A 21548-nucleotide genomic window follows, 5' to 3' on the forward strand; every position below is an offset into this window, starting at 1 on the left:
ATCAACAAAGCAACAATGGTGTCATATCGATTCCAGCGGCATCGTAGCGAACAAGCATGAGCAATGTGTTGATTTATCTACGTTGATTTATCGACGTTGATTTATCTACAACTATGCTGTTTCCGAGATTGCCCGGACCAAATCGGCACTAGCGAATTGGATCTCAGTTACAGACGCACGAAAATGCAATGCCATAAGCAAATTCCCCTGGATTATGCAAGATTATCCCTCTGTCCCTAACCCTTCCCAAGACATTCGGTTAGGCTGCCTACAGTGGTTTTATAACTTACCACTAAGTAGTAAGCTGCTTACTGGTTTGTTTGCCTCTGAGCTAATTTCTCTGATTGGATTCTTCGGCGTCGCTGCTTCAATGATGGTAATAGGAGGGCAAATCGAACTACGAGACCAAGCTGAGTCTCAATTAGCACTCACCGAGACTAACTACAATTCTAAACTTGAGCAAACTAAGCTGGGCTTCCGTAGTCAAGCCGATAATGCTGCCATCATTGCTGCTGCGATCGCTCATCATTCTGGTCAGCCCATCAAAGCAGCCCTAAAGGCTGAAGTCAGACGGGTTCTGAGGAACGAAATTAAAGCCCGCAACATTGAATATGGGACTTTAGTAGGTACCAATGGCAAGATTATTGCTAATGCTAACGCTGACCGTACAGGAGAGAGGTTTAATCCTAATCAATTAGTCAGTCAAGTTTTCCAGAATCGAACGGGGATTGGGAGCAGTCAAATTGTCAGCTGGGTTGAGTTAGCTAAGGAGTCACCTCAGTTACCGAATGGTTTTGTTGAACAAGACGCCCTAATTCGTTACACACTCACTCCAGTCAAGAACCCAGAGACTGGAAATATAGTAGCTGTCTTGGTGTCTGGTGACTTGGTCAATGGCAAATTGCCCATAGTTCACAACACCCTGCAGGGGGTTGACAAAGGCTATAGTGCCATCTACTATCGCCAGGGTTCGGGGAAATTTAACTTAGCCACTGCTGCTTTGGATAACAGTGATGTTAAAGATTTAGAGCAAGGGGAATCGAGTTTAGATGTAGTGGATCAATCCCTGTTGGAGAAAGCAGTTGCCCAAACATCACAGGTAGTTTACACACGCCAAACCTTTGGTAAGCAATCTTACATCATAGTCGCTAAAGCTCTAACTAATTTTGATAGTGAAGCGACAGTAGTGTTAGTCAGAGGAACTACTGAATACTGCTTCAATCAATTCCTTAGGGATAATTTAGAACTTGAGCTGAGCGTCCTTGCTATAGCCTTAATCGCAGATATCTTTTTGGCTATCTTGCTTGGACGATCAATTGCTAAACCAGTCAAACAGCTACAAAAAACTACCCAAGAATTTGCTGCTGGCAATTTGGAAGCACGAGTCGAGGTGTGGACGAAAGATGAAGTAGGGAAACTTAGTATCAATTTCAATCGTATGGCTGATAGTCTGTTGACTGCTTTTAAGCAAAGGGAACGTTATGCAGCTGAGCAATCACGACTAAACACTCAATTGCAGCAAGAGATTGCAGAACGTCTCCTTACTGTGGAAACACTAAGGCTGATCGAGTTTTCTCTGGATCGGGTAGGGGATGCAGTTTTTTTATCAAAACAGGATGGCCGATTTTGTTATGTCAATGAAGCTGCTTGTAATTTCCTTGGCTACTCCCGTGAAGAACTACTGACGTTGCACCTTTATAATATCGATACCTTACTGTCAAAAGATAACTGGTCACCGTTTTGGAAAAACCTGAAACAGCAAGGTTGTTTTAAGCAAGATTCAGTACATCGCACTAAAGACGGGCGGGAATTTCCTGTAGAAATTGGAGTTAATTATTTACAGTTTAATGATCAAGAATACAACTGTGTTATTGCTCGCGATCTTACCGAGCGTAAACAGGGAGAAAATTTACTGAAACGAACTAACTCTCTGTTAAGGGCGCAACAAGAGGCATCAATTGATGGTATATTAGTTATTGACGAAAACCAAAAAATCCTATGGCACAATCGCCGTTTTGGTCAGATGTGGAATATCCCAGAGGAGATTCTCAACTCTGGTGACGACCAAAAAATATTGAAAAGTGTGCTATCTAAGCTAAATAAACCTAAAGAATTTATCCACAGGTTGAAGTATCTGTATGAACATCCGAGCGAAGTAAGTTGTGATGAAATTTACTTGAATGATGGTCGGATTTTTGACCGTTACTCTGGCTCTGTGGTGTCTGAAGCTAGTGATTACTATACTAGAATCTGGTATTTCCGAGATATCACCCAGAGAAAGCAAGTAGAAGCCCAAGTTACTCAGCTCAATCAAGAGTTGAGTAATCATGCCTTGGAACTAGAAGTAGCTAACACAGAACTGGCAGCAACCAAAGACTTTATCACGAACATAATTAATGCAGTATCTGATCCAATTTTTGTAAAAGATAGATATTATAAATGGAAATTCTTTAATGATAGCTTTTGTGAGTTTATCGGATATTCTAGAGAGCAACTATTAGGTCATTCAGATTCTGAATTTTTCATCTCAGAAGAAGCTGAGGTTTTTAGAAAAACCGATCAACTCGTCATCAAGAATGGTGTCGTTAATGAAAATGAAGAATACTTTACTGATGCTAAGGGTATTCTTCATTTCATTTCTACCAAGAAAACTCGTTTCTTCGATTCTAAAAATAATCCCTATATTGTAGGGGTTATTCGAGACTTTACTCATCGGAAGCAATTTGAAGACCGACTGGAGAAACTTAATGAATGCTTTCTTGATTTTGGTAGCAATCCCGACAAAAATATTAATCATCTGGTAGCCGTTTGTGGGCAATTACTCAATGCTAGTTTTGCTCTCTATAATTGCCTGGAATACAATCAACTTGTGACATTAGGACAGTGGCAAGTCCCGCCAGATTACCCGACTATGGATAGCGCAAAAGGACGTATTTGCTACGACGTTATTAGAGAAGGAACTGATGAGTCAGTTGTCAAGCAGGATCTCCAGAATACAGCTTATGCTCAAACTGATCCCAACATTAGGGCTTATAATCTGTGTACTTACATCGGTATTGCGGTCAAATGGAACAAAAAGGTAATGGGTTCCCTGTGTGTTTTGTATCAGCAGCAGGTAGAACCAAGTACAGAAGACAAACAACTGCTTAACCTGATTGCCAGCGCTATTGGTGTAGAAGAACAACGAAAACAGGCTCAGCAGGAACTTCGGGATAGTAAAGAGCGATTTGCCTTAGCTGTAGAAGGAGTCAACGACGGGATTTGGGATTGCAATCTCCAAACTGGTGAAATGTATTTATCCCCTCGTTGGAAGAGTATGTTGGGGTATGAAGATGATGAAATTAGCAATACGTTTGAATCCTGGACAGAGATTATTCACCCAGACGACCTAGAGCAAACCTTACTGAGTTTTAATAATTATCTAGAGGGCAAGCTTTTTCAGTATCAAGAAGAGTTCCGTGCTTTACACAAAGATGGCACCTACCGTTGGCTGCTGACTCGTGGAGCGGCGCTGTGGGATAAAACAGGTAAGCCTTATCGCATAGCAGGTTCTCACACCGATATTTCAGAGCGTAAAAAAGCAGAAGAAGCTCTCAAAAGTCAGTTAACAGCTCTCGAAGCAGCTACTGATGGCATAGCATTAGTTAATCCAGCAGGTGAATACTTTTACCTCAATCAGACTCACCTGGAATTGTTTGGCTACACTAAACCGGATCAACTGGTGGGTCAACAATGGCATATGATTTATCCGCCAGAAGAAATTGAGCGTATTGAGAAGTCAGTTTTTCCCCAATTGTTTAAAACAGGAAAATGGAGTGGAGAAGCTACGGCTGTGCGCAAGGATGGTAGCACATTTGCTGAGGAATTTTCTCTAACATTACTTGAGGATGGTGGTTTAATCCGAGTCTGTCGAGATATTACAGAGCGTAAAAATGCTGAAGAGCAGATGCGGCAAAATCATCAAAGACTGGCTCTGGCTAATGCCCAGTTAGAACGGGCTACTCGTCTCAAAGACGAGTTTCTGGCTAGCATGAGTCATGAATTACGTACTCCCCTCAACGCTATTCTTGGTTTATCAGAAGCTTTGCAAGAGGAAGTGTATGGTTCAATTACAGATAGGCAGCGTAAGTCTCTCAGCACAATTCAGGGCAGTGGTCAACATTTGCTAGAACTAATCAATGATCTGCTTGACCTTGCCAAAATTGAATCTGGGAAGATGGAACTCCACATCGGTGCTGTTTCCCTCCAAAAACTCTGCAATTCCAGCTTGATGTTTGTTAGAAACCAAGCCCATCACAAAAATATTAAGCTGACTTCTCAGGTAACTGAGAGACTATGGGAAATAGAAGTGGATGAGCGACGTATCCGACAAGTCCTGATCAATTTGCTCAGCAATGCTGTGAAGTTTACCCCAACCGGAGGAAGCGTTATTTTAAAAGCTGAGGAAGACTTATTAAGAAACACTATTTGTTTTAGTGTCATTGATACTGGTATTGGCATTGCTCAAGAAAATATGCGTAAGTTATTCCAATCCTTCGTCCAAATTGACAGCCGTCTGTCCCGTCGCTACGCCGGTACAGGATTGGGTTTGGCTTTGGTGCAACGAACCATAGAAATTCACGGGGGTAGGGTAGATGTCGAGAGTGAAGTGGGTCAAGGTAGTTGCTTTACAGTAACTCTGCCGATTAAACAAAGTGGTGAGGCCAACGGAGAATACCAGAGTGATTTGGGAGACCTAAGCCAATTTACTCAATCCGCCATCTCCAATCCCCAAGTGCTGATCATCGAAGACTCTATTACTGCAGCTGAAGTGATTTCTCGCTATATCAGGGAAATAGGGCTACAAACCTTGACTTACCCTGAAGGAGAAGGTGCTCTCGAGCAGGTTATACAGGTCAACCCAGGGGTGATAATCCTAGATTTGCAATTGCCTAAAGTGTCTGGCTGGAAGGTTTTGGCTCAGCTAAAAGCTCATCCCCAAACCGAACACATCCCAGTGATTATTCTTTCTGTAGTGGATGAGCGATCGCAAGCGTTGGAGATGGGTGCGTCTGAATATCTGGTTAAACCCGTTTCCCGCCAACTGTTGCGCTCAACAATTAGCAAAATTTTGGGTCCTTTAGAAACACCAGAGTCAGTCAAGCATGGCGAAACTGCTCTGATGGTTACGCCTCACAAAGCTCCAGAGTCACCGTTAATCTTAATTGCAGAGGATAATGAAACTAACATTAAGACGATTTGGGATTACTTGCTCAACAAAGGCTATCGGTTGATATTAGCCAAGAATGGCTGGGAAGCGATTAGCCAAGCTAAAGAATATCACCCACAGCTGATTATGATGGATATTCAGATGCCAGATATGGATGGTATTGAAGCGATTAAGCGAATTCGAGACAATCAGGAAACGAGCGTTATTCCCATTATTGCCGTAACAGCACTGGCGATGCCAGGGGATAAGGAGAAATGCCTAGGGGCTGGCGCGGACGAATACATCTCTAAACCAGTGAGTCTGAAGAACTTAGTCAGTACTATTCAAAAGTATGTTCATGTAGAGGTTAAGGATTTGCAATTAGTTAGTAATTAGTTATTTGCATTAGTTATAAGTCCCAAGTAGGTTTAAACCTACTAATCAATGGTATATAAATTCATGGTATATAAATTAGTTTTAACCAACATCAATCCCAGAGATCTGTATTTAATATGATCAACTATTCAAGCGCATAAAGGGTGTTATTGATGGATAGTCAAAACTCTATACTAGTAGTTGATGATGAACCCTGTGGGTTTGATGTCATTGAGGCTCTACTGTTCAAGGAAGGTTACAACTTGAGCTATGCCTCTTGTGGTGAAGAGGCATTGAACCGTCTAGAGGAAATTCAGCCGGACGTAATCTTATTGGACGTGATGATGCCAGAACTTGATGGTATAGAGGTTTGCCATCGGATCAAGTCTCACCCAAACTGGCACCATATCCCAATTATTATCGTAACGGCTCTGAATTCTAAGGAAGATCTTGCCCGATGCCTGGATGCAGGAGCTGATGATTTCCTAGGTAAACCTGTTAGTGGACTCGAACTGCGGTCTAGAGTGCGTTCGATGTTGCGGATTAAAAAACAACATGATCAGCTAGCTGCTACTCTACAGCTGAGGGAAGATATGTCTCATATGATCGTGCATGATTTGAGGCATCCTTTGGCTAATATTATCATATCTTGTGAGATTTTGCAGCAAACTGAACTCGACAAAAAACAGCAAAGAAAGACTGAACAAATCTTGAAATCAGCTCTCCAGCTGCGCTCAATGACGGATAACTTATTGATGATGGCAAAGTTAGAATCGGGAAAACTTAGCCTTAATCGAGACTTGGTGGATCTAAATGCACTCGAACAAGAGGTAGTTTTAGATTTCCAAGCCATTGCTCATGAGAAAAATATTCAGCTAGTTAGTGAGCTACCAGAATCCAGTAAGACTCTTTTAATTGATGCCAATTTAATCCGTCGTGTCTTAGATAACTTGCTCTCAAATGCCATCAAATTTTCTCCTTCACAAAGTAAAATTCTACTGCAAGTAGATTATCCAGTAGATCCCAAACCCCAAGCTAGAATTCGCATTGCAGATTTTGGACCTGGGATTGAAGAAGAATTGCGAAAACGTATTTTTGATAAGTACGATGTGGGAAATTTAATGACTGGAATTTCTCAAACTGGTCTAGGATTAACGTTCTGTAAAATGGCAGTTGAAGCTCATGGTGGTAGAATATTTGTAGAAAATAATCAACCATCAGGGTCAGTGTTCACTGTAGAAATTTAGTTATAAATTGTAAGCATATGCGCTACGCGAAGGCTACGCCAACAGCCGTCAGCCGTCAGCCTTTGGCTGAGAGCTGAATGCTGAGAGCTGAATGCTGAGAGCTGAGAGCTGAATGCTGAGAGCTGAATGCTGAGAGCTGAATGCTGAGAGCTGAATGCTGAGAGCTGAATGCTGAGAGCTGAGAGCTGATAGCTGACTATAAATTTAAGTAAAAGCTGTCAAAGAAAGACTTCCTACTTAATTAGATTTTGCTTCCAAGTTTTCCAGGCGGCTTTTGAGTGCCTGATTATCTTTTTTGAGTTTGTCAAGTTCGTCCCGTAACTGTTTAAGGGCTTTGTCAGAGCCAATGGTTTTCTGGACTTTCTGAATGGCTTCTTCTGCAATCCGACGAATTCGCCCATCAGGCGTATTCTCTAAAAGCGATCGCAAAATATCCATGGCTTTCGGGGTTTCCATTTTTCCTAGAGCCCCAACTATGGTGACTTGAGTCAAATAGAAGGTTTCACGGGAAAGTTCTTCTAATTGCTCCAGGATCGACTCTATTTTATTGGGAGTCTGACCTTTAGAAATGTCTCCTAAAGATCGAATCGCTGCTAGACGAAGGGGTTGAGGTATACCAGGAGTGGTATATTCTAAAATTACGTCTAGGGCAATGGGTGAGGATTTAATTTGACTTAAGCCAGCAATGGCACCACCACGTACTACTTCATTCCAACCACTCCTTTCTTTGAGTACTTTTGTCAGCAATTGGATTACTTCATCTTCTCTATCCTTAAGGCTTGCCGAAACCATTCCCCCAAGTGACCTGGCGGCTGTTGCTTCTACGTAGTAGCTGGCATCCCCTTTTTCCAGTAATTGCTTGAGAGCATTGTAGCTTTCTAGAGTCTTCACCTCACCCAAGGCTTGGACAACGGCACGACGCACACGGAGATTTTGATCGGACAAGCCAGCAATTAAGGCGGCTTCGGCTTGATCTAGTTTTACCTTAGCTAATTGTTTGGCGACTTCTAAACGAACACCCCAGAATGAGTCACTCTTTAGGGCATCACACAAGGCTTTTACTGCTTCTAATCCTCCCTTTTTCGCCAAGGCTTTCCCTGCATAGATACGGGAGATGGGGTCTGGGTCAAATTTAAGCTGGGCTTTGAGCTCGGCTATGGGGTATTCTAGGGAAACGGTTTTCAGGTAATTATTCCCGTGGTCGAAGCTAATTAAGTTAGGTTTTTTCTGCAGTGGGAAATAGAAACTTTGTTCCCGTTCATGAACCCTGACCGTAAATGTCTGTAGACAGGTTTCATTAGACGTTTTCACAGGAGAATCCTCTTCGAGCTGGGTGTAACCAAAGGCAATCGGGATTTTGAGGTCAAATAGTTCACTATCGCTACCGGTGTTACTATCTTTTGCCTGAGTTTGGGTTACTGTCAGTTTCGCCAACTGGCTATCTCCATCCCAGGAATAGGCAACTTTGTATTCAGGATGACCGCCTCGGAAGACGTACTGGTCAAATAGGAATAACAGATTACGACCGGTAGCTTTTTCAATCGCCCTTAGCAGGTCAATGGTTTCTACGGTTTTGTGAGCATTATCTTTAACAAAGGTTTGGATTGCTTTCCAGAACAAGTCTTCCCCTAACTCTGCCCGAATCATATGATAGACGCAAGCACCTTTTTCATAAAGGTGCCGATCGTAGAGTTCAATAGCTTCTCGATAGACATGGGTAACCATGGGGCGGCGGTAACGAGAACTATCTTCTGAGATATAACTGCGTGCTTCATTGAGTAGGTAGTAGGCAGCATCATCTTTACCATACTCATGTTCGGTCCAAAACACTTCTGTGTAGGATGCCATGCCTTCCTTAATCCAGGCATGGGACCAGTGTTTAATCACCACTAAGTCCCCAAACCACTGATGAGCAAGTTCGTGAACCACCAGGCTTTCAGTCCGTTGGTTATCGGTAGCTGCTCGTTCATCAAGCAAGCAACGGTCTGTTAACAGAGTGGTGGAGGTGTTTTCCATACCACCAAAGATGAAGTCTTCTACACAGACTTGGGCGTATTTCGGATAGGGGTAGGGATAGCCAAAGGTTTCACTCAAGAACTCTATCATTCCAGGAGTTTTGCCCATGCTACGGCGAGCATCCTCCTCTCGCCCCTTCTCCACGTAGTAGCTGACTGGTTTGCCCTGCCATTCATCCCGAATTTCCGCAAAGTCTGCTACTGCTAGAGTCATCAGGTAAGTGGGATGAACTTCCTGTTGCCTCCAGTGGTATATGGTTTCATCCCCTTCTTCTTCTGTAGCAATTAGTTCCCCGTTGGAGATAGCAATCAGGGGTTTTGGCACTCTAACCCGGATTTCGGAGGTAGCAAGTTGACCAGGATAATCGAAACAAGGGAACCAGTAGCGAGAGTCTTCATCTTCTCCTTGGGTCCAAACTTGGGTGGGTTTGTTGGGGTAGTGTTGGTTTGGATGAATGAAGTAAATACCCCGCTGGGGGTTGTCTACACTGTATGCGATCGCAATCTTAATCGCTTTTCCAACAACAACCGGGTTAAGTAGCTGAATCTTTAGTTGTTCCCCATCATAGTCAAAGGGTTGGGGGATTTGGTCAACCTGCACTGAAGCGATAGTCAAGTTGACCGCATCAAGTACTAGCTGTTTAATGCCGCGTATTGGGTTGAGGGTGATAGTGCAGGTACCGCTAACCCTTTCGAGGGGGATATCCAGAGTTAAATCCAGGAAAATATGCTCCACTTGTCCTGGGCGGTCAGGATTGTATTGGGGTCTAGCACCGGGTAATTCAAAGGACTTGTGAGTTTTGCTTTCGGTATCAAAATACGACTGGGACATTAGTGAAGTTGTAGAACTGAACAGTGTGGACAATAGGGTTAAGTGGAGCTATGGGAAGTTTCGGAATGGAATTGGAATCGCCCTTCCTGTAGCGGTCGATTGCTCTATTCTAAATTAACTGATCTGTCGATTAATCCTGATCAGGTCAGGTTTTATGGAATTTTGAACAGCTACAGACCTTGAGGGAAGATTACTGCTTTGTGACTGTCTGTTAACTCATTGGTTTTGGGAAATAAAAAATTAACGATCAACAACCGATTTAGCTGATTTAGCTAATTACCGCACTACCCATCCCTTGGAACATCAACCATGATAAGAAAAAGTTGCTAATAAAAATTGCCAGCAAAGCAGTAACCACAGCAGTGGTGGTAGATTGACCAACACCCTTAGCGCCTCCTGTCGTGGTTAACCCCCAGCTACAACCAATCACAGAAATTAACAGCCCAAACACTACAGATTTAATAGCAGCAGAGAACAAGTCCCAAATTCCTAGGAAGTTACGAGCGGAATCAAGAAACACAGACTGGGGAATACCATAAATATTCTGAGCCAGGAGTACTCCTCCTACCATACCAGTCACAATGGCGAGAATCGTCAACACTGGCAGCATCAGACAACAAGCAATAACTCGAGGAATCACTAAGTAATCAATCGGGTCAGTCTTAAGCATATACAAAGCATCAATTTGCTCTGAAACGCGCATAGTACCAATTTCAGCAGCAAATGCCGAACCAACTCGTCCTGCCAAAACCACAGCAGTCAACACCGGAGCCAATTCCCTAGCTAAAGCCAGAGCCAAGACTCCCCCAATGGCATTGGTTGCACCAAAATTAATGAATTCCCGTGTTACCTGAATGGTAAACACCATACCGATTACAGTAGCAGTGAGCAGAGCAATTATCAGAGACTCTGGTCCAACAGTTACCATTTGCTCGATAGTATTGCGGCGGTGAATCTTCCCAGTTAGTAGATGAAGTATCACTTGCCCAGCTAAGAAAATCGCAGCCAGTAAACGCTGACTCCATAACCCGAGGCTGGAAGTTTTAGCCATTAATCAATCATTTCCCATCATTCGCTTCCACACGGAAACGCTCAACAAATGTCCGCAACTCTCCCGCCACACCGACCAGATTTTGCAAAGCTCCAGAAACCCTTTGGGCTTCTTGGGAGGTTTCTTGAGCGGTTAACTCAACGGATTGCATCACTTGGGCAACAGCACGGGATGTTTCAGTTTGCTCGATAGTATCCGCAGTGATTGCACGTACTAAAGCATCGATCCGGTTTGCCACTTGCACAATATCTTCTAGGGATTGCTTGGCTTGTTCTGCTCGTTTAGTACCTTCAATCACCTGTTGGGTGCCTTCTTCCATAGCTGTCATAACTGAACCGGTTTCACTTTGGATTTGCAACACAATATGTTCAATATCCTTGAGTGCCTTGGCTGACTTATCAGCGAGCTGTCGTACCTCATCGGCAACAACAGCAAAGCCTCGACCAGCTTCTCCAGCTCTTGCCGCCTCAATACTAGCATTGAGCGCTAACAAATTCGTTCGGGAGGCAATGGTAGAAATCGATGTCACAATTTTGGAAATTTCCTGGGAAGATTCTGCCAAACGCTTGACTTTCCGAGTTGTTTCTGCTACAGTTTCTCGAATTTGCAAAATTCCGGCCACAGTGCGCTCCACAGCCTCACCACCTTTGAGAGCGGTAGCTGAGGCTGAGCGGGCAACTTCCTCAGCTTCTCGTGCACTCTCTGCTACCCGCTGAATAGCATCGGTCATCACCTGTACAGAGTTCAGGGTCACCGCCAGTTCCTCAGCTTGGCGTAAAGCATCAGAAGACAAGCTACGGGCAAAGGACTCACTATCGGTGGAAGATTTGGTCACCTGACGCACTGCCTGCTTGACTTGTTGTACGATTTCCCGTAGGTTTTGGATGGTCAGGTTGAAGGAATCAGCAACTGCCCCCAAAACATCAGCAGTGACCTCTGCTTGTACCGTTAAATCCCCCCGTGCTGCCCCTTCCACATCATCAAGCAATCGAATTACCTGGCGTTGGAGGTCTTCTTTTGCCTGTTCTTGCTCTTCTGCCTTTCGTTGTGCTTCCGTCATCGTTGTTAAGATGACTCTAGCCATTTGGTTGAAACTATGGGCTAACTCACCCAATTCGTCCTGGGAATAAATGGTAGCATGGGCATTGAGATTACCCTGAGAGACTCCTTCAAACTGGGTTTTCAGGTTTTCGGTACTACGTCTAATCTGCCTAGCTGTAATATTCCCCACAGCCAGAGTCGTACCAAAACTGGCAACACCAGCGGCTAGGGTCATCAGAATACTAGTATTTCGCACATGATTTTTGAAGGATGGATCATCTCGAACCATGTATTGAGCTCCAGCACTCACCGCCGCTACCACCACCATTGAGACCGCGCCAGTAATCAAGGCAGTCATCCAATTCTTCTGGTTGACAGGAGCGTTTTCTATCGGAGCTAGTGGACCTTGCTCAATACTAACAACTAGCTCTTTGTCAATGTCTTTAGTAGGATTATAAATAGGAATTGGCTCGGTGGCACTACTAAGGCTAAATAGCTCCTCATTGGCAGTGGCTGACGGATAATCATGATTGGCTACAGCACTTACACCACTGGTGTTCATATCCATTGACCCAGTACTTCCGAGTGTTGAGCCAGTACTGCTTAAGACATCAAAATCACTATTGTCACCACTCTCATTGGACAGTGGTTGCTGATCATCAACAGAGAAATCAGGGATTGAATCTAAATCATCATCAAATAGGTCAAACTCATCTAAAAAACCCTCTTTTACCCCTTGATGTGCTTCAATTCCTGACAAGATTTCCTCTTCTGATTCCGTTACATCATCCATTGTCCAAGAATCATCATCAAAGGATTCCAAATTAATTTGGTTTGGCCTTGGAGAGTTGAACCCATTTTGTTCGTAAGCTGAGTCCAAAAGTTGCTCATCCGAGCCATAGTTTTCCGATAAATAGGGTTCAGTAGAGTCAGTCGCCTCATCATTGAGATATTCTAAGTCCTCTTGATTGTCACCATAGGCTTGAGTATCCCCCGTTGGTTCCTCAGGTTCCAAAGACTGCTCGGTGCTGGCATAATTTTCTTGGGTAGTCGCGGTAGGCTCAGAACTTGGAGTCGGGTAAAAATGCTCCTCAAGCTCTGCTGAATTCATTAACAGGGTTGCAGCTTCAACAAAGGAATTCTTTGATTGCTCCTCGATATCGCTAAACTCGTAATCCGGCAGGGATTCTAATTCTTCTTCAGCCAGGACGTTAAACTCAACTGTGCTATATTCACTAGTTAACTCTTCTGAACCATAAGATATATCTTCGTCTAAATTAACTTCAGGAGACACCATAAATGTTTGTAGACCCTCCTCTTGAGAGAGTTCAGGAAAGTGTCCTTCTGTGCCATTATAAGAAGTCTGACTACTGACAGGGTTCACATCGAGTTCTAAATCCTCAGAGGCAATTTCCCAACTCTCTAAATCCTCACTGTCTTCTTCTAGGTCACTAACGATACTAAAGGGGTCTAGATTAGAAGAAGACTGATAATCTATGGTGCCTTCATCACTAGTGGAATCTTGAAAAGAATCGTTAAAGGGTGAGGTTGATTCTGAAGCAAAATCATCAACCCCTGTGTTGTCAAAACTTAAGCTTTCCGGGTCAAATTCACTGATATCATTAAAATCAGCGAAGTCTTGCCAATTTCCTTGTGTGGCTTCTGCACTCAACTCCTCAGTCTCATCTAGTTTTACCTGTGATGTATTGACATCATCATCAGGTGATAACCCAGCAGCTTGATCAGCATTTGTGGATTGCTGGGCGTACTCTAGACCGTTATTGGCATAATTAACAAAATCTGGCTCAGAGGTCAGATTGAGAACTGATTCATACTGTTGGCGAGCCACATCGTACTGCTGTAGACCATAGCAGTAAATATGACCCCGCAGTAGCAGCGCACTGGGTTCATTAGGGAAATCCTCAATCAAACGATCAACAATTGTTGCCGCTTCTTGGTATTTGCCCTGCATATAGGCTTTTTCGGCTTCCCCATACTGCTGGGGGTAATTTATACTGGATGCCATTTACCTCCTCCCGAAGCATTAAAAATTAATTTAATGTTTAATAATAATTAATCCCACTAATTTTTAATGTTCAATTTTTAATAATTAGTTTTAGGCTGCCCACCTTGCTGAGCGTATAATCGCCACATGATCAAGTAGTCGCAGAACCTGATTAGACTCAATATCTAGCAACCACTCACCGCGTAAGAAAGGAGCCATACTATCGGCAACATTGGTAGGCATATGTAACTTTTCCACATCCAGCCAGTCTGTACAGACAATTTTTTGAACTGCCAACCCCAGCATAGTGTCTTGATCTTCAATAGCAATAACGGGGATTTCCATACGGTCTGTATTTAAAACCGTTTTATCCCCTAGAAACTGACCCAGATCTGAGACCCAAATTACGCGCCCACGTCGATTGAAGGTCCCCAACAATAGAGGGGAAGCATTAGGAATAGGAGTAATTTGTTCAGGGCAGGGGTCAATTACCTCTTTGATACCAGTAGCAGGCAGAGCAAATTCATCACCAGATGGCAGATAAAACCGCAGGTATAGTTCGCCTTCAGGACTTTCCAATTCCTGCAATTCTGGGGCTTGTTCAAGAGCCGAGTCAGTTACAAAGTCCGGATTAGCAACCATTACCGTCAAATACCAATATATTTATCTTCTCAGTAGCTGTCTAACTGTTCCAATCAACTCCGTTGGCTGAAAAGGCTTCGCAATGTATGCATCTGCACCTTGCCTCATGCCCCAATAGCGGTCGAATTCTTCGCCTTTTGAAGAACACATCACCACTGGCACATTCTGAGTTTTGGGGTCAGCCTTAAGACGCCGACAGACCTCATAGCCATTCATGCGTGGCATCACTATATCCAAGACAACTACATCTGGACAATACTCTAAAATATGTTCTAAAGCCTCAACACCATCACTGGCAACATCCACCTTCAAACCACTACCTTTGAGGAGGTCTGAGATCATCTGCCGTTGAGCAAGGCTGTCTTCTACAACTAAAACTTTACTCATAACTCCTAGCTCGACCCTCGGGAAAGGTCGTGAAATTAAACCATAGCCCGATTTGGGTCTATAAACTGAATCATGATTACAGTATCGCTCATCTATTGGTGGTGATACCAAGAAAGACTAGATTTTTCTTGAATTTGTGGAAGCTCCTAGCTTGACCAGTGGGTTTAATTAGGATAGTGTTGGTTAATTAACTGATGGGTTAGACGCCTGTATTAATAACTCAAAGGCTGACACAGCAATATTTTCCCCTTGATATAATTCTTTGGTCAGAGCATTACTATCTTGGCATTGTTCGTTGGTCACCTCGACCAAATGTATTTCTCCAAAAGCATCAATAACTCATGATCTCCAAAGGGCTTGGTTAAGTAGTCAGTTGCGCCTACCATCCGGGCTCTGACGCGATCGATAAAGCCATCTTTGCCTGTGAGCATGATGATGGGGGTTTGCCGAAATGCTCTGGATTGGCGTAACATGCCACAAAGCTCATAACCATCTAGGTCAGGCATTACTAGGTCACAGAGGATGAGATCCGGTTGGAGTTGAAAAACCTGACTCAGAGCCTTTAGGGGCTTCTGAATTGCTGTAACTTTATAACCTTTGGCTTGTAGGGTATATTCCACAGCTTTTCCAACTGCGAGATCATCATCAACACAGACAACAGATCGTGTAACTTTCTTTAACTCCCATTGCTCTTCAATGGCTGGCGTATCTGCTTCTTTGGGGGTTACCATTTGGATTGACCCCTGTTGGACATAGGGATAAATAGCCCGAGCTACGGTGATCAGGTCACGATGGAGATAACGGGACAACTGGCGTAGAGAAGTTTTGCCATCTACCCAACTGCTTATGAGTTTAAAGGATTTTTCGGGCAGTGTAGCCTGTAACTGGTCATGGGCAGTAATCATTGGACACTGATGGGGAGATTGGATATGAGGGCACAATTGCTTCCACTCCTGCACCTGCTTCATAATCTCTCTGAGCAATGGTCCTATTTCTAAGGTAGTAAGTTGCGGTGCTAATGCTGGACCAATTTCAAATACAAAGTAGCCATGGTGAAGGCTCAGCAAATCAAAAAGGGTTTCATTAACCATGCTTTGAATGATGCTTCGCCCTTGGTTTGGCGTGATAACATGGTTTTCTAACAAAGCCCAAAGGTAACCATACTCTAGAGCATTGGTAGCCGCAATGGACAGACTTTCCAATTGCTCGAGAGCATCATTGGCTTTATAGCGGCGCAGATAATCATGCAGGCGCGACAAGCTCCCATCGCTGTCAGCAGCATAGGCAATCTGCCCATTGAGGAAGAAGACAAACCAATACGGAAGCGGACTTGGTAGTTTTGGCTGCTGGTAAAGTCTACCTGAGGTAAAACGATTGCTGCCACTATTGCTAGCCTTGCTAGTAGGGTGAGGGCTATAGGCCTCGACTAAGAGTTCCCCGGTTCGCTGACCTAGCTCGATCAGTTGCAGGATGCTACGGATATCAATTTCACTCAAAGTTCCCTGCATTTAAAGACAATGTGCTCCTAACAACCTGTTGATGTATCTGAGATTATGACCTGTCATTGAGTTAAAGGATGCCCATAAACTGGTACTGATCTATCTTTGCTCAAGAAATGGCTTAACTGTACAATGAAAATATCCCCAAAAATTGGGTGAGGCTAGGAGAGTTGCTAAGGAATCACTTCTGTAAGCCAACTGGTGGAAGCTTAGCATGGCTGCAGACAGCTAACCAAAGCGCGAAGTAACTGATTAGCGGTAAGACTGGGATTTTGACGGTTACTGGAAACTTAAGCTAAGATGTCCAAGGTTATAGGTTAGGACTTTAAACACCATTGGATAACATATAAGCATATAAATTAAGTATATTTATTTGAATAGGGATTAGGCACAAGGGAAGAAAGTGATGGGGTAAGATGTTATGTTCAATCTAGAAAATTCGAACCTCTGGGTGGATAAAATCTATGGTTCGGGAAACTAGACCGGTTGAGGAAACTAAACCCCCCTGTGGAAAGATTCCTAAGACTATCCTCATCAATCTATTTCTATTGTGATCACCTTTATTGATTCGCAGATCAAGTCTGGGAAATACCTTAAAATACATTAAGTGTCTAAATATACTGACTGCCGTCATCCTTTAAAGGACTAATAGCCTTAAGGATAAAAAATAGATCGGTTGACCAATAATCTCCGAAAATTACCACCCTGTAACCCCAAAGGGGTTAAGCGTTCAAATGTGTTAATCAAGAATTGGGCACAATACAATTAAAAGAGGACGATCAGTGTGCTGTATCTCGCAGAGGTAAGAAAGCAGAAAACTGGGTTTATGGGTAGAGCTCAGGCCGAACTGAAACTGCTGGCTTTTCAGCGGACTGACCAGAGTTGGAATAAGGTGTCTGGGGAGGAAGTGCTTCCGACAGAACAAGCCAATAACTTTGGTGATGGTGCGTTGGTGATTGTTAACCTGAGTGGGAATCGACAAATACAGGGGACAATCGAGGCAGCGGGGGGAAGGTTAGTCAATCTGTTGCAAAATTTTTCTCGCTTGCTAGAAAAGTCAAAAAACCAGGAAGAAGAAATTGAGCAGTGGAAGCAATCTTTGACCTATCAAAGTCAAGAACTCAACCGTCGCGAGATGGAAATGGAAGCACGGCTTGAGCAGATGCAAACGATGGAGGAGGATTTTTCTAGAATAGAGCAACAACGCCAAGAACTGGAAAGTTCTCAGACAGAAACTGCTAAACTCAGCCAAGAATTGGAGCGTAAAAGTAAGGAGCTTGAAGGGGCTTGGGAACAACTCCGGGGACAGCAGCTACGCTTAGAAGAACAAGTTTCAGATGGTCAATACTCTGCTGGTTTAGATGCTCAGCAGGCTGGTGTGATTCAGCAATTGCTCAATGGCTTATCAGGAGGAGCAGAATCAACACAATCTGTCTGGGAACCACTGAATCAAGCGTTGGAAGTCGTCAAGCATCAGCATTCGGTGTTGGATACTCACTGGCAGCAGTTAAATGAACAGCGTCTATTAGCTCAAAAATTGGAAGCAGATGTTAAGGGTCAAGGGGAAGAAGTCCAACATCAAACCCAACAACTACAACAATTACAAGCATCCTGTGAACAGGCAAACCGAGAAAGGCAAGTGCAGCAAACCAATCTAGAGATCAAGGTTGAATCAGCTAGGATGGTGAGTCTGCAACTCCAAACTCAGCAAAAATTATACCAAGAACTGGCTCGAATGGCAGCAACATCAGGGGATGTCAAGATTAGCCAAATGGTGGATATGGCAGCACTAGAAAAAATGCCCTTGGGTGAGTTACAGGATTTAGTTCAGAATTTGCAGCAGGATTTGGAAAAAGTTGTACGCTTCGTCAATGACCAAGAAGAAGAACTAACACTCCAACACCAAGGGATTGAAGAACTACAAGAACAGATTAGGGTCGCTAGTGAGTACGATCGTATTAGTCTAGAAACCCAGTTAGCAGATGAGCAAGACCGTTACCAGATGCTGGACAGAACCTTGGTGGGTCAACGCCGGACTCTATGGGAACGAGAAGAAATTCTAAATCAGCACCTACGAGTGTTGCGACTGCGGCAAGGAATTGTGGATAGTAATGGTCAACAAAACCAGAAAATTGACTTAGGACCAATTTTGATCGAACTAGAAGCACAGTGCAAACAACACTCAGATCAATTGCAACAACTAGAACGAGAAATTGAACAGATGCGCCTTAGGGTTAGCCAAGCTGAAGAATTGATGAATCAACAAACCCAAGAAAAGGATGCTAAGCTGGCTCAGGTAAACAATTTGGAGGAAATTTGGCTCTCCAATCAGGTGAAGGTAGCTCAACTTTGGGGCAAAGTTCATCTCTATGAAAAAACCCTACAGCCATTGCAAGATGGTCTCAATGAACTTCGACAGAAGCTGGATGCGATCGCAAATGCTCTGAATCACATCCAGAAAACAGGTGATTCTCAACAACAAGTGATCGCTCAAATATCCCAAATCATCAGTAGCTTAAGCCAATCTCCAGAGTTGGCAGCTTCTTAGGTTTAAGGTTTACTATTGAATGTTGAATGTTATTCGCGTAGCGTGGCCTTTTGGCCAAGGTTGAATGTTCCTCGCCCCGTATTCGGTGTAGGGTAGGTTGAAGGATAAAAATTTCTCAGAAACTCAGAGATAGAAAACTCAGAGATAGAACTGAGATAGAACTGTTTGATAGTTCATACTTCAGTATTAAGAATAATCCATTCCTCTTCTACCAAGGCTGTTACTCCACCAGGAAAGGATGACGTTCGAGAGCGGTTGGGAGCAGCAATTAAACCAGTCACGGCTTCGATTTGCTCAAAGCTGAGGGCTTTGGTTTGGTTTTCCTGAAGGAACTTCCGAATCACACGACGTTGCAGAGCTAGGGGAGCTTGCTGTAATACCAGACGATTCAATCGTGGAGGGCTATTGCTACCAGGATCTTCCTCAACCCTAGGTACTGCCATGGCTTGCTTTTGGATTTGCTCAGCAGTGTTTTCGAGATATTCCACGTCTGCTCGCAAGATTTCAGCAATTTGGGACAAGGCTGTCTCAACTTGTGGGTTGAAATGAGTTTTTAAATAGGGGATTAGCTCTTGGCGGATGCGGTTACGGGCATAGTTAAGGTCTTGATTGTAAGCATCTACCCAAATCGACAGTTGCTGCTGCTCGCAAAACTGGAGAGTTTCGCTACGGGATGTCTCAAGTAGGGGACGCACCAGACTTACTCCAGGAGCAAGAGGTCGTTCCCAGGTCAAGGCTTGCAAGCCATCAGTGCCTGAACCTCTGATCAGGTTATAGATGACTGTTTCAGCGCGATCGCTTTTTGTGTGACCTGTGACAACAGTGGGGTAACCTTGAGTTTGGGCAATGTCAATCAGGGCTTGATAACGCCACTGCCGCGCTGCTGATTCGCTCTTTGTCACTTCAGGGGCAGTTCGTAGATGAAATGGAAGCCCCCAACTTTGAGCAATTTGCTGTACATGAAGAGAAATTCCTTCATCATAGGGCCAACGGTGGTCACAGTGGGCGATTCCTAGCTGCCATTTCCACTTGGGCTGTAAATCTAGGAGTAGTTTGGTTAGGCAAAGGGAATCTTGCCCACCGGATACGGCTACTAAAACCTGCTGATTCTTTGGTAGTAGCTTCTTTTGCCGCAGGGTTCTATGTAGCCGTGCATGAAGAGGTGTCCAACTCGGTATCTCAGACATTAGAGTGGTTATGAATAGTTATCCAAAACTTTGACATTTTGAATTTTGTAGGTCATGGATACCCTAGAATCCTATAAATCCTAAACGCTCAAGGTTCTTGAAAGCTTTGAAATCGGCCTGTTCACTACGATGCTCCCATGTCAACATTTACCACAACATTTACCAATAGACTATTATTTACCCTTATTTAAGCTCATTCATTTCTTGCCAGACATCATCCATTAGGGAATTATCATCACCGTTTTCTGATTCCTCATCAAAGGAAATATCGTCCAGTTTAAACATGTCTTCATCACTATCATCAGACATATCACCCAGATCAAAATCATTACTACTATCTGTTGATACTGCTGACAAATCCAGCAAATCTTCTTCCTCTGCTGTCGGTGATTCTACGAACTCTATATCTTCTTCACTATCGGAAAAGTCTCCTAAATCAAAGTCATCTTCTTGATTGGTTGTGGTTTGTTCGAAACCAATATCTTCTTCAGTATCGGAAAATTCTCCTAAATCAAAGTCATCTTCTTGATTGGTTGTGGTTTGTTCGAAACCAATATCTTCCTCACTTTCCTGACTATCGGAAAAGTCTCCTAAATCAAACTCATCTTCAGTACTGGTTGGGGTTTGTTCAAAACCAATATCTTCTTCACTTTCCTGACTATCGGAAAAGCCTCCTAAATCAAAGTCATCCTCTTGACTGGTTAGGGTTTGATCGAGAGCAATGTCTTCATCTGCATCAAGTGTTGGTTTAAGTGTCATCTCATCCGAGATAGCAGTTGAGGCATCTTCCTCCAGTTCTTCAGCTAGTGATATTCCAGGAGCAGTCACAGCAACTGTGGCTGCTCCAACTCCCAGCTCCAATCCAGAATCATTACTAGTTTCTGGCTCTGTGAGGTCTAGCTGTTCTGCTACCTGGGTTGATGTGCTTTGTAATGTTTCACCACCAATAGCTGATATATTATCAACTTTATCCTGAGCCTCGACAAGGCAAAATTCTAGATTAAGTCTTACCTTGCCTTGCTGCCAGTTATTTGCAGAAAATTGCAACACTTCACAGGGAATACCGGATTCGCTAAACCAACTTTCCTGTTCTGCACTCCATTCATCCCCTAAAACTTCTACCAATTTGTTTTTGATAGCAACTAAGAATTCACCGACCCTAAAGGTACGGTTACCAATAAAGATTTGAGCAGATTCATCCACTGATAGTACTTCACCAACAGCGAGTGGCTTGAACTGATTATCCACAACTATTTTCCCCGATCAAACTTTTCGATAAGCTTCCATGCCTAGAGGCCAGGAGTTTCATTCTCAGCCATGCAAAGCGCGAGTGGGGGAAACCACGCCAGTTGCTCATGGGGGGAACCCCCACAGGTCGGCACTGGCTCACGGTCATCTCAAGCACCATTAGCAAGTTCAGGTGAAGTGACCTCCCCAAGACCGTAATGGTGCGTTTGACCCGTAATTAAATTCGCCACGGGTCGCACCTCTGCATCGCTTTCCCACCATAGACCCAACTATTCCTTTGAGT

The 21548-nt window shown here is 43.7% G+C and carries 12 protein-coding genes; 4 read left to right on the top strand and 8 right to left on the bottom strand.

Going from position 1 to position 21548, the window contains the following annotated elements; all coding sequences use genetic code 11:
• Positions 1–214: 214 nt before the first annotated feature.
• The gene (locus BJP34_RS34535; protein WP_070396237.1) at positions 215–5584 is read left to right on the top strand and encodes a PAS domain S-box protein; all 5370 of its coding nucleotides are present in this window, start codon (positions 215–217) and stop codon (positions 5582–5584) included.
• Between the two features lie 152 nt (positions 5585–5736).
• The gene (locus tag BJP34_RS34540; RefSeq protein ID WP_070396238.1) at positions 5737–6810 is read left to right on the top strand and encodes a hybrid sensor histidine kinase/response regulator; all 1074 of its coding nucleotides are present in this window, start codon (positions 5737–5739) and stop codon (positions 6808–6810) included.
• Between the two features lie 237 nt (positions 6811–7047).
• Here BJP34_RS34540 and BJP34_RS34545 read toward each other — a convergent pair whose 3' ends face one another.
• The 6 genes from BJP34_RS34545 to BJP34_RS34570 form a co-directional block, all read right to left on the bottom strand.
• On the bottom strand, positions 7048–9657 hold the full coding sequence (locus tag BJP34_RS34545; RefSeq protein ID WP_070396239.1) for a M1 family metallopeptidase: 2610 nt from the start codon (positions 9655–9657) through the stop codon (positions 7048–7050).
• Between the two features lie 268 nt (positions 9658–9925).
• A complete protein-coding gene (locus BJP34_RS34550) occupies positions 9926–10708 on the bottom strand; it encodes an MlaE family lipid ABC transporter permease subunit (RefSeq protein WP_070396240.1) in 783 nt (260 codons plus the stop codon).
• A 7-nt stretch (positions 10709–10715) separates the two neighbouring features.
• Complete coding sequence (locus tag BJP34_RS34555; protein WP_070396241.1) at positions 10716–13775, bottom strand: methyl-accepting chemotaxis protein; 3060 nt, start codon at positions 13773–13775, stop codon at positions 10716–10718.
• Positions 13776–13865: 90 nt separating this feature from the next.
• Positions 13866–14396 carry a chemotaxis protein CheW gene (locus tag BJP34_RS34560; protein WP_070396242.1) on the bottom strand — a complete coding sequence of 177 codons (531 nt, stop codon included), beginning with the start codon at positions 14394–14396 and terminating at the stop codon, positions 13866–13868.
• A 21-nt stretch (positions 14397–14417) separates the two neighbouring features.
• The gene (locus BJP34_RS34565) at positions 14418–14783 is read right to left on the bottom strand and encodes a response regulator transcription factor (RefSeq protein WP_070396243.1); all 366 of its coding nucleotides are present in this window, start codon (positions 14781–14783) and stop codon (positions 14418–14420) included.
• A 299-nt stretch (positions 14784–15082) separates the two neighbouring features.
• Entirely contained in the window at positions 15083–16291 is a 1209-nt protein-coding gene (locus BJP34_RS34570; protein ID WP_070396244.1) for a response regulator, read from the bottom strand.
• Between the two features lie 775 nt (positions 16292–17066).
• Between BJP34_RS34570 and hmpF the strand changes: the two genes are divergently transcribed.
• Positions 17067–18830 (top strand): pilus motility taxis protein HmpF, encoded by a 1764-nt coding sequence (gene hmpF, locus BJP34_RS34575; protein WP_070396245.1) that lies wholly within the window; start codon positions 17067–17069, stop codon positions 18828–18830.
• Positions 18831–19003: 173 nt separating this feature from the next.
• Here hmpF and tilS read toward each other — a convergent pair whose 3' ends face one another.
• Entirely contained in the window at positions 19004–20017 is a 1014-nt protein-coding gene (gene tilS / locus BJP34_RS34580) for a tRNA lysidine(34) synthetase TilS (RefSeq protein WP_070396246.1), read from the bottom strand.
• A 183-nt stretch (positions 20018–20200) separates the two neighbouring features.
• The gene (locus BJP34_RS34585) at positions 20201–21265 is read right to left on the bottom strand and encodes a KGK domain-containing protein (protein WP_070396247.1); all 1065 of its coding nucleotides are present in this window, start codon (positions 21263–21265) and stop codon (positions 20201–20203) included.
• 69 nt (positions 21266–21334) lie between these two features.
• On the opposite strand from BJP34_RS34585, the gene BJP34_RS49840 reads away from it, so the two are divergent.
• Positions 21335–21463, top strand: a complete 129-nt coding sequence (locus BJP34_RS49840; RefSeq protein ID WP_267876443.1) for a hypothetical protein — start codon at positions 21335–21337, stop codon at positions 21461–21463.
• The last annotated feature ends 85 nt before the right edge of the window (positions 21464–21548 follow it).

This window comes from Moorena producens PAL-8-15-08-1, from assembly GCF_001767235.1.
Classification (GTDB): domain Bacteria; phylum Cyanobacteriota; class Cyanobacteriia; order Cyanobacteriales; family Coleofasciculaceae; genus Moorena; species Moorena producens_A.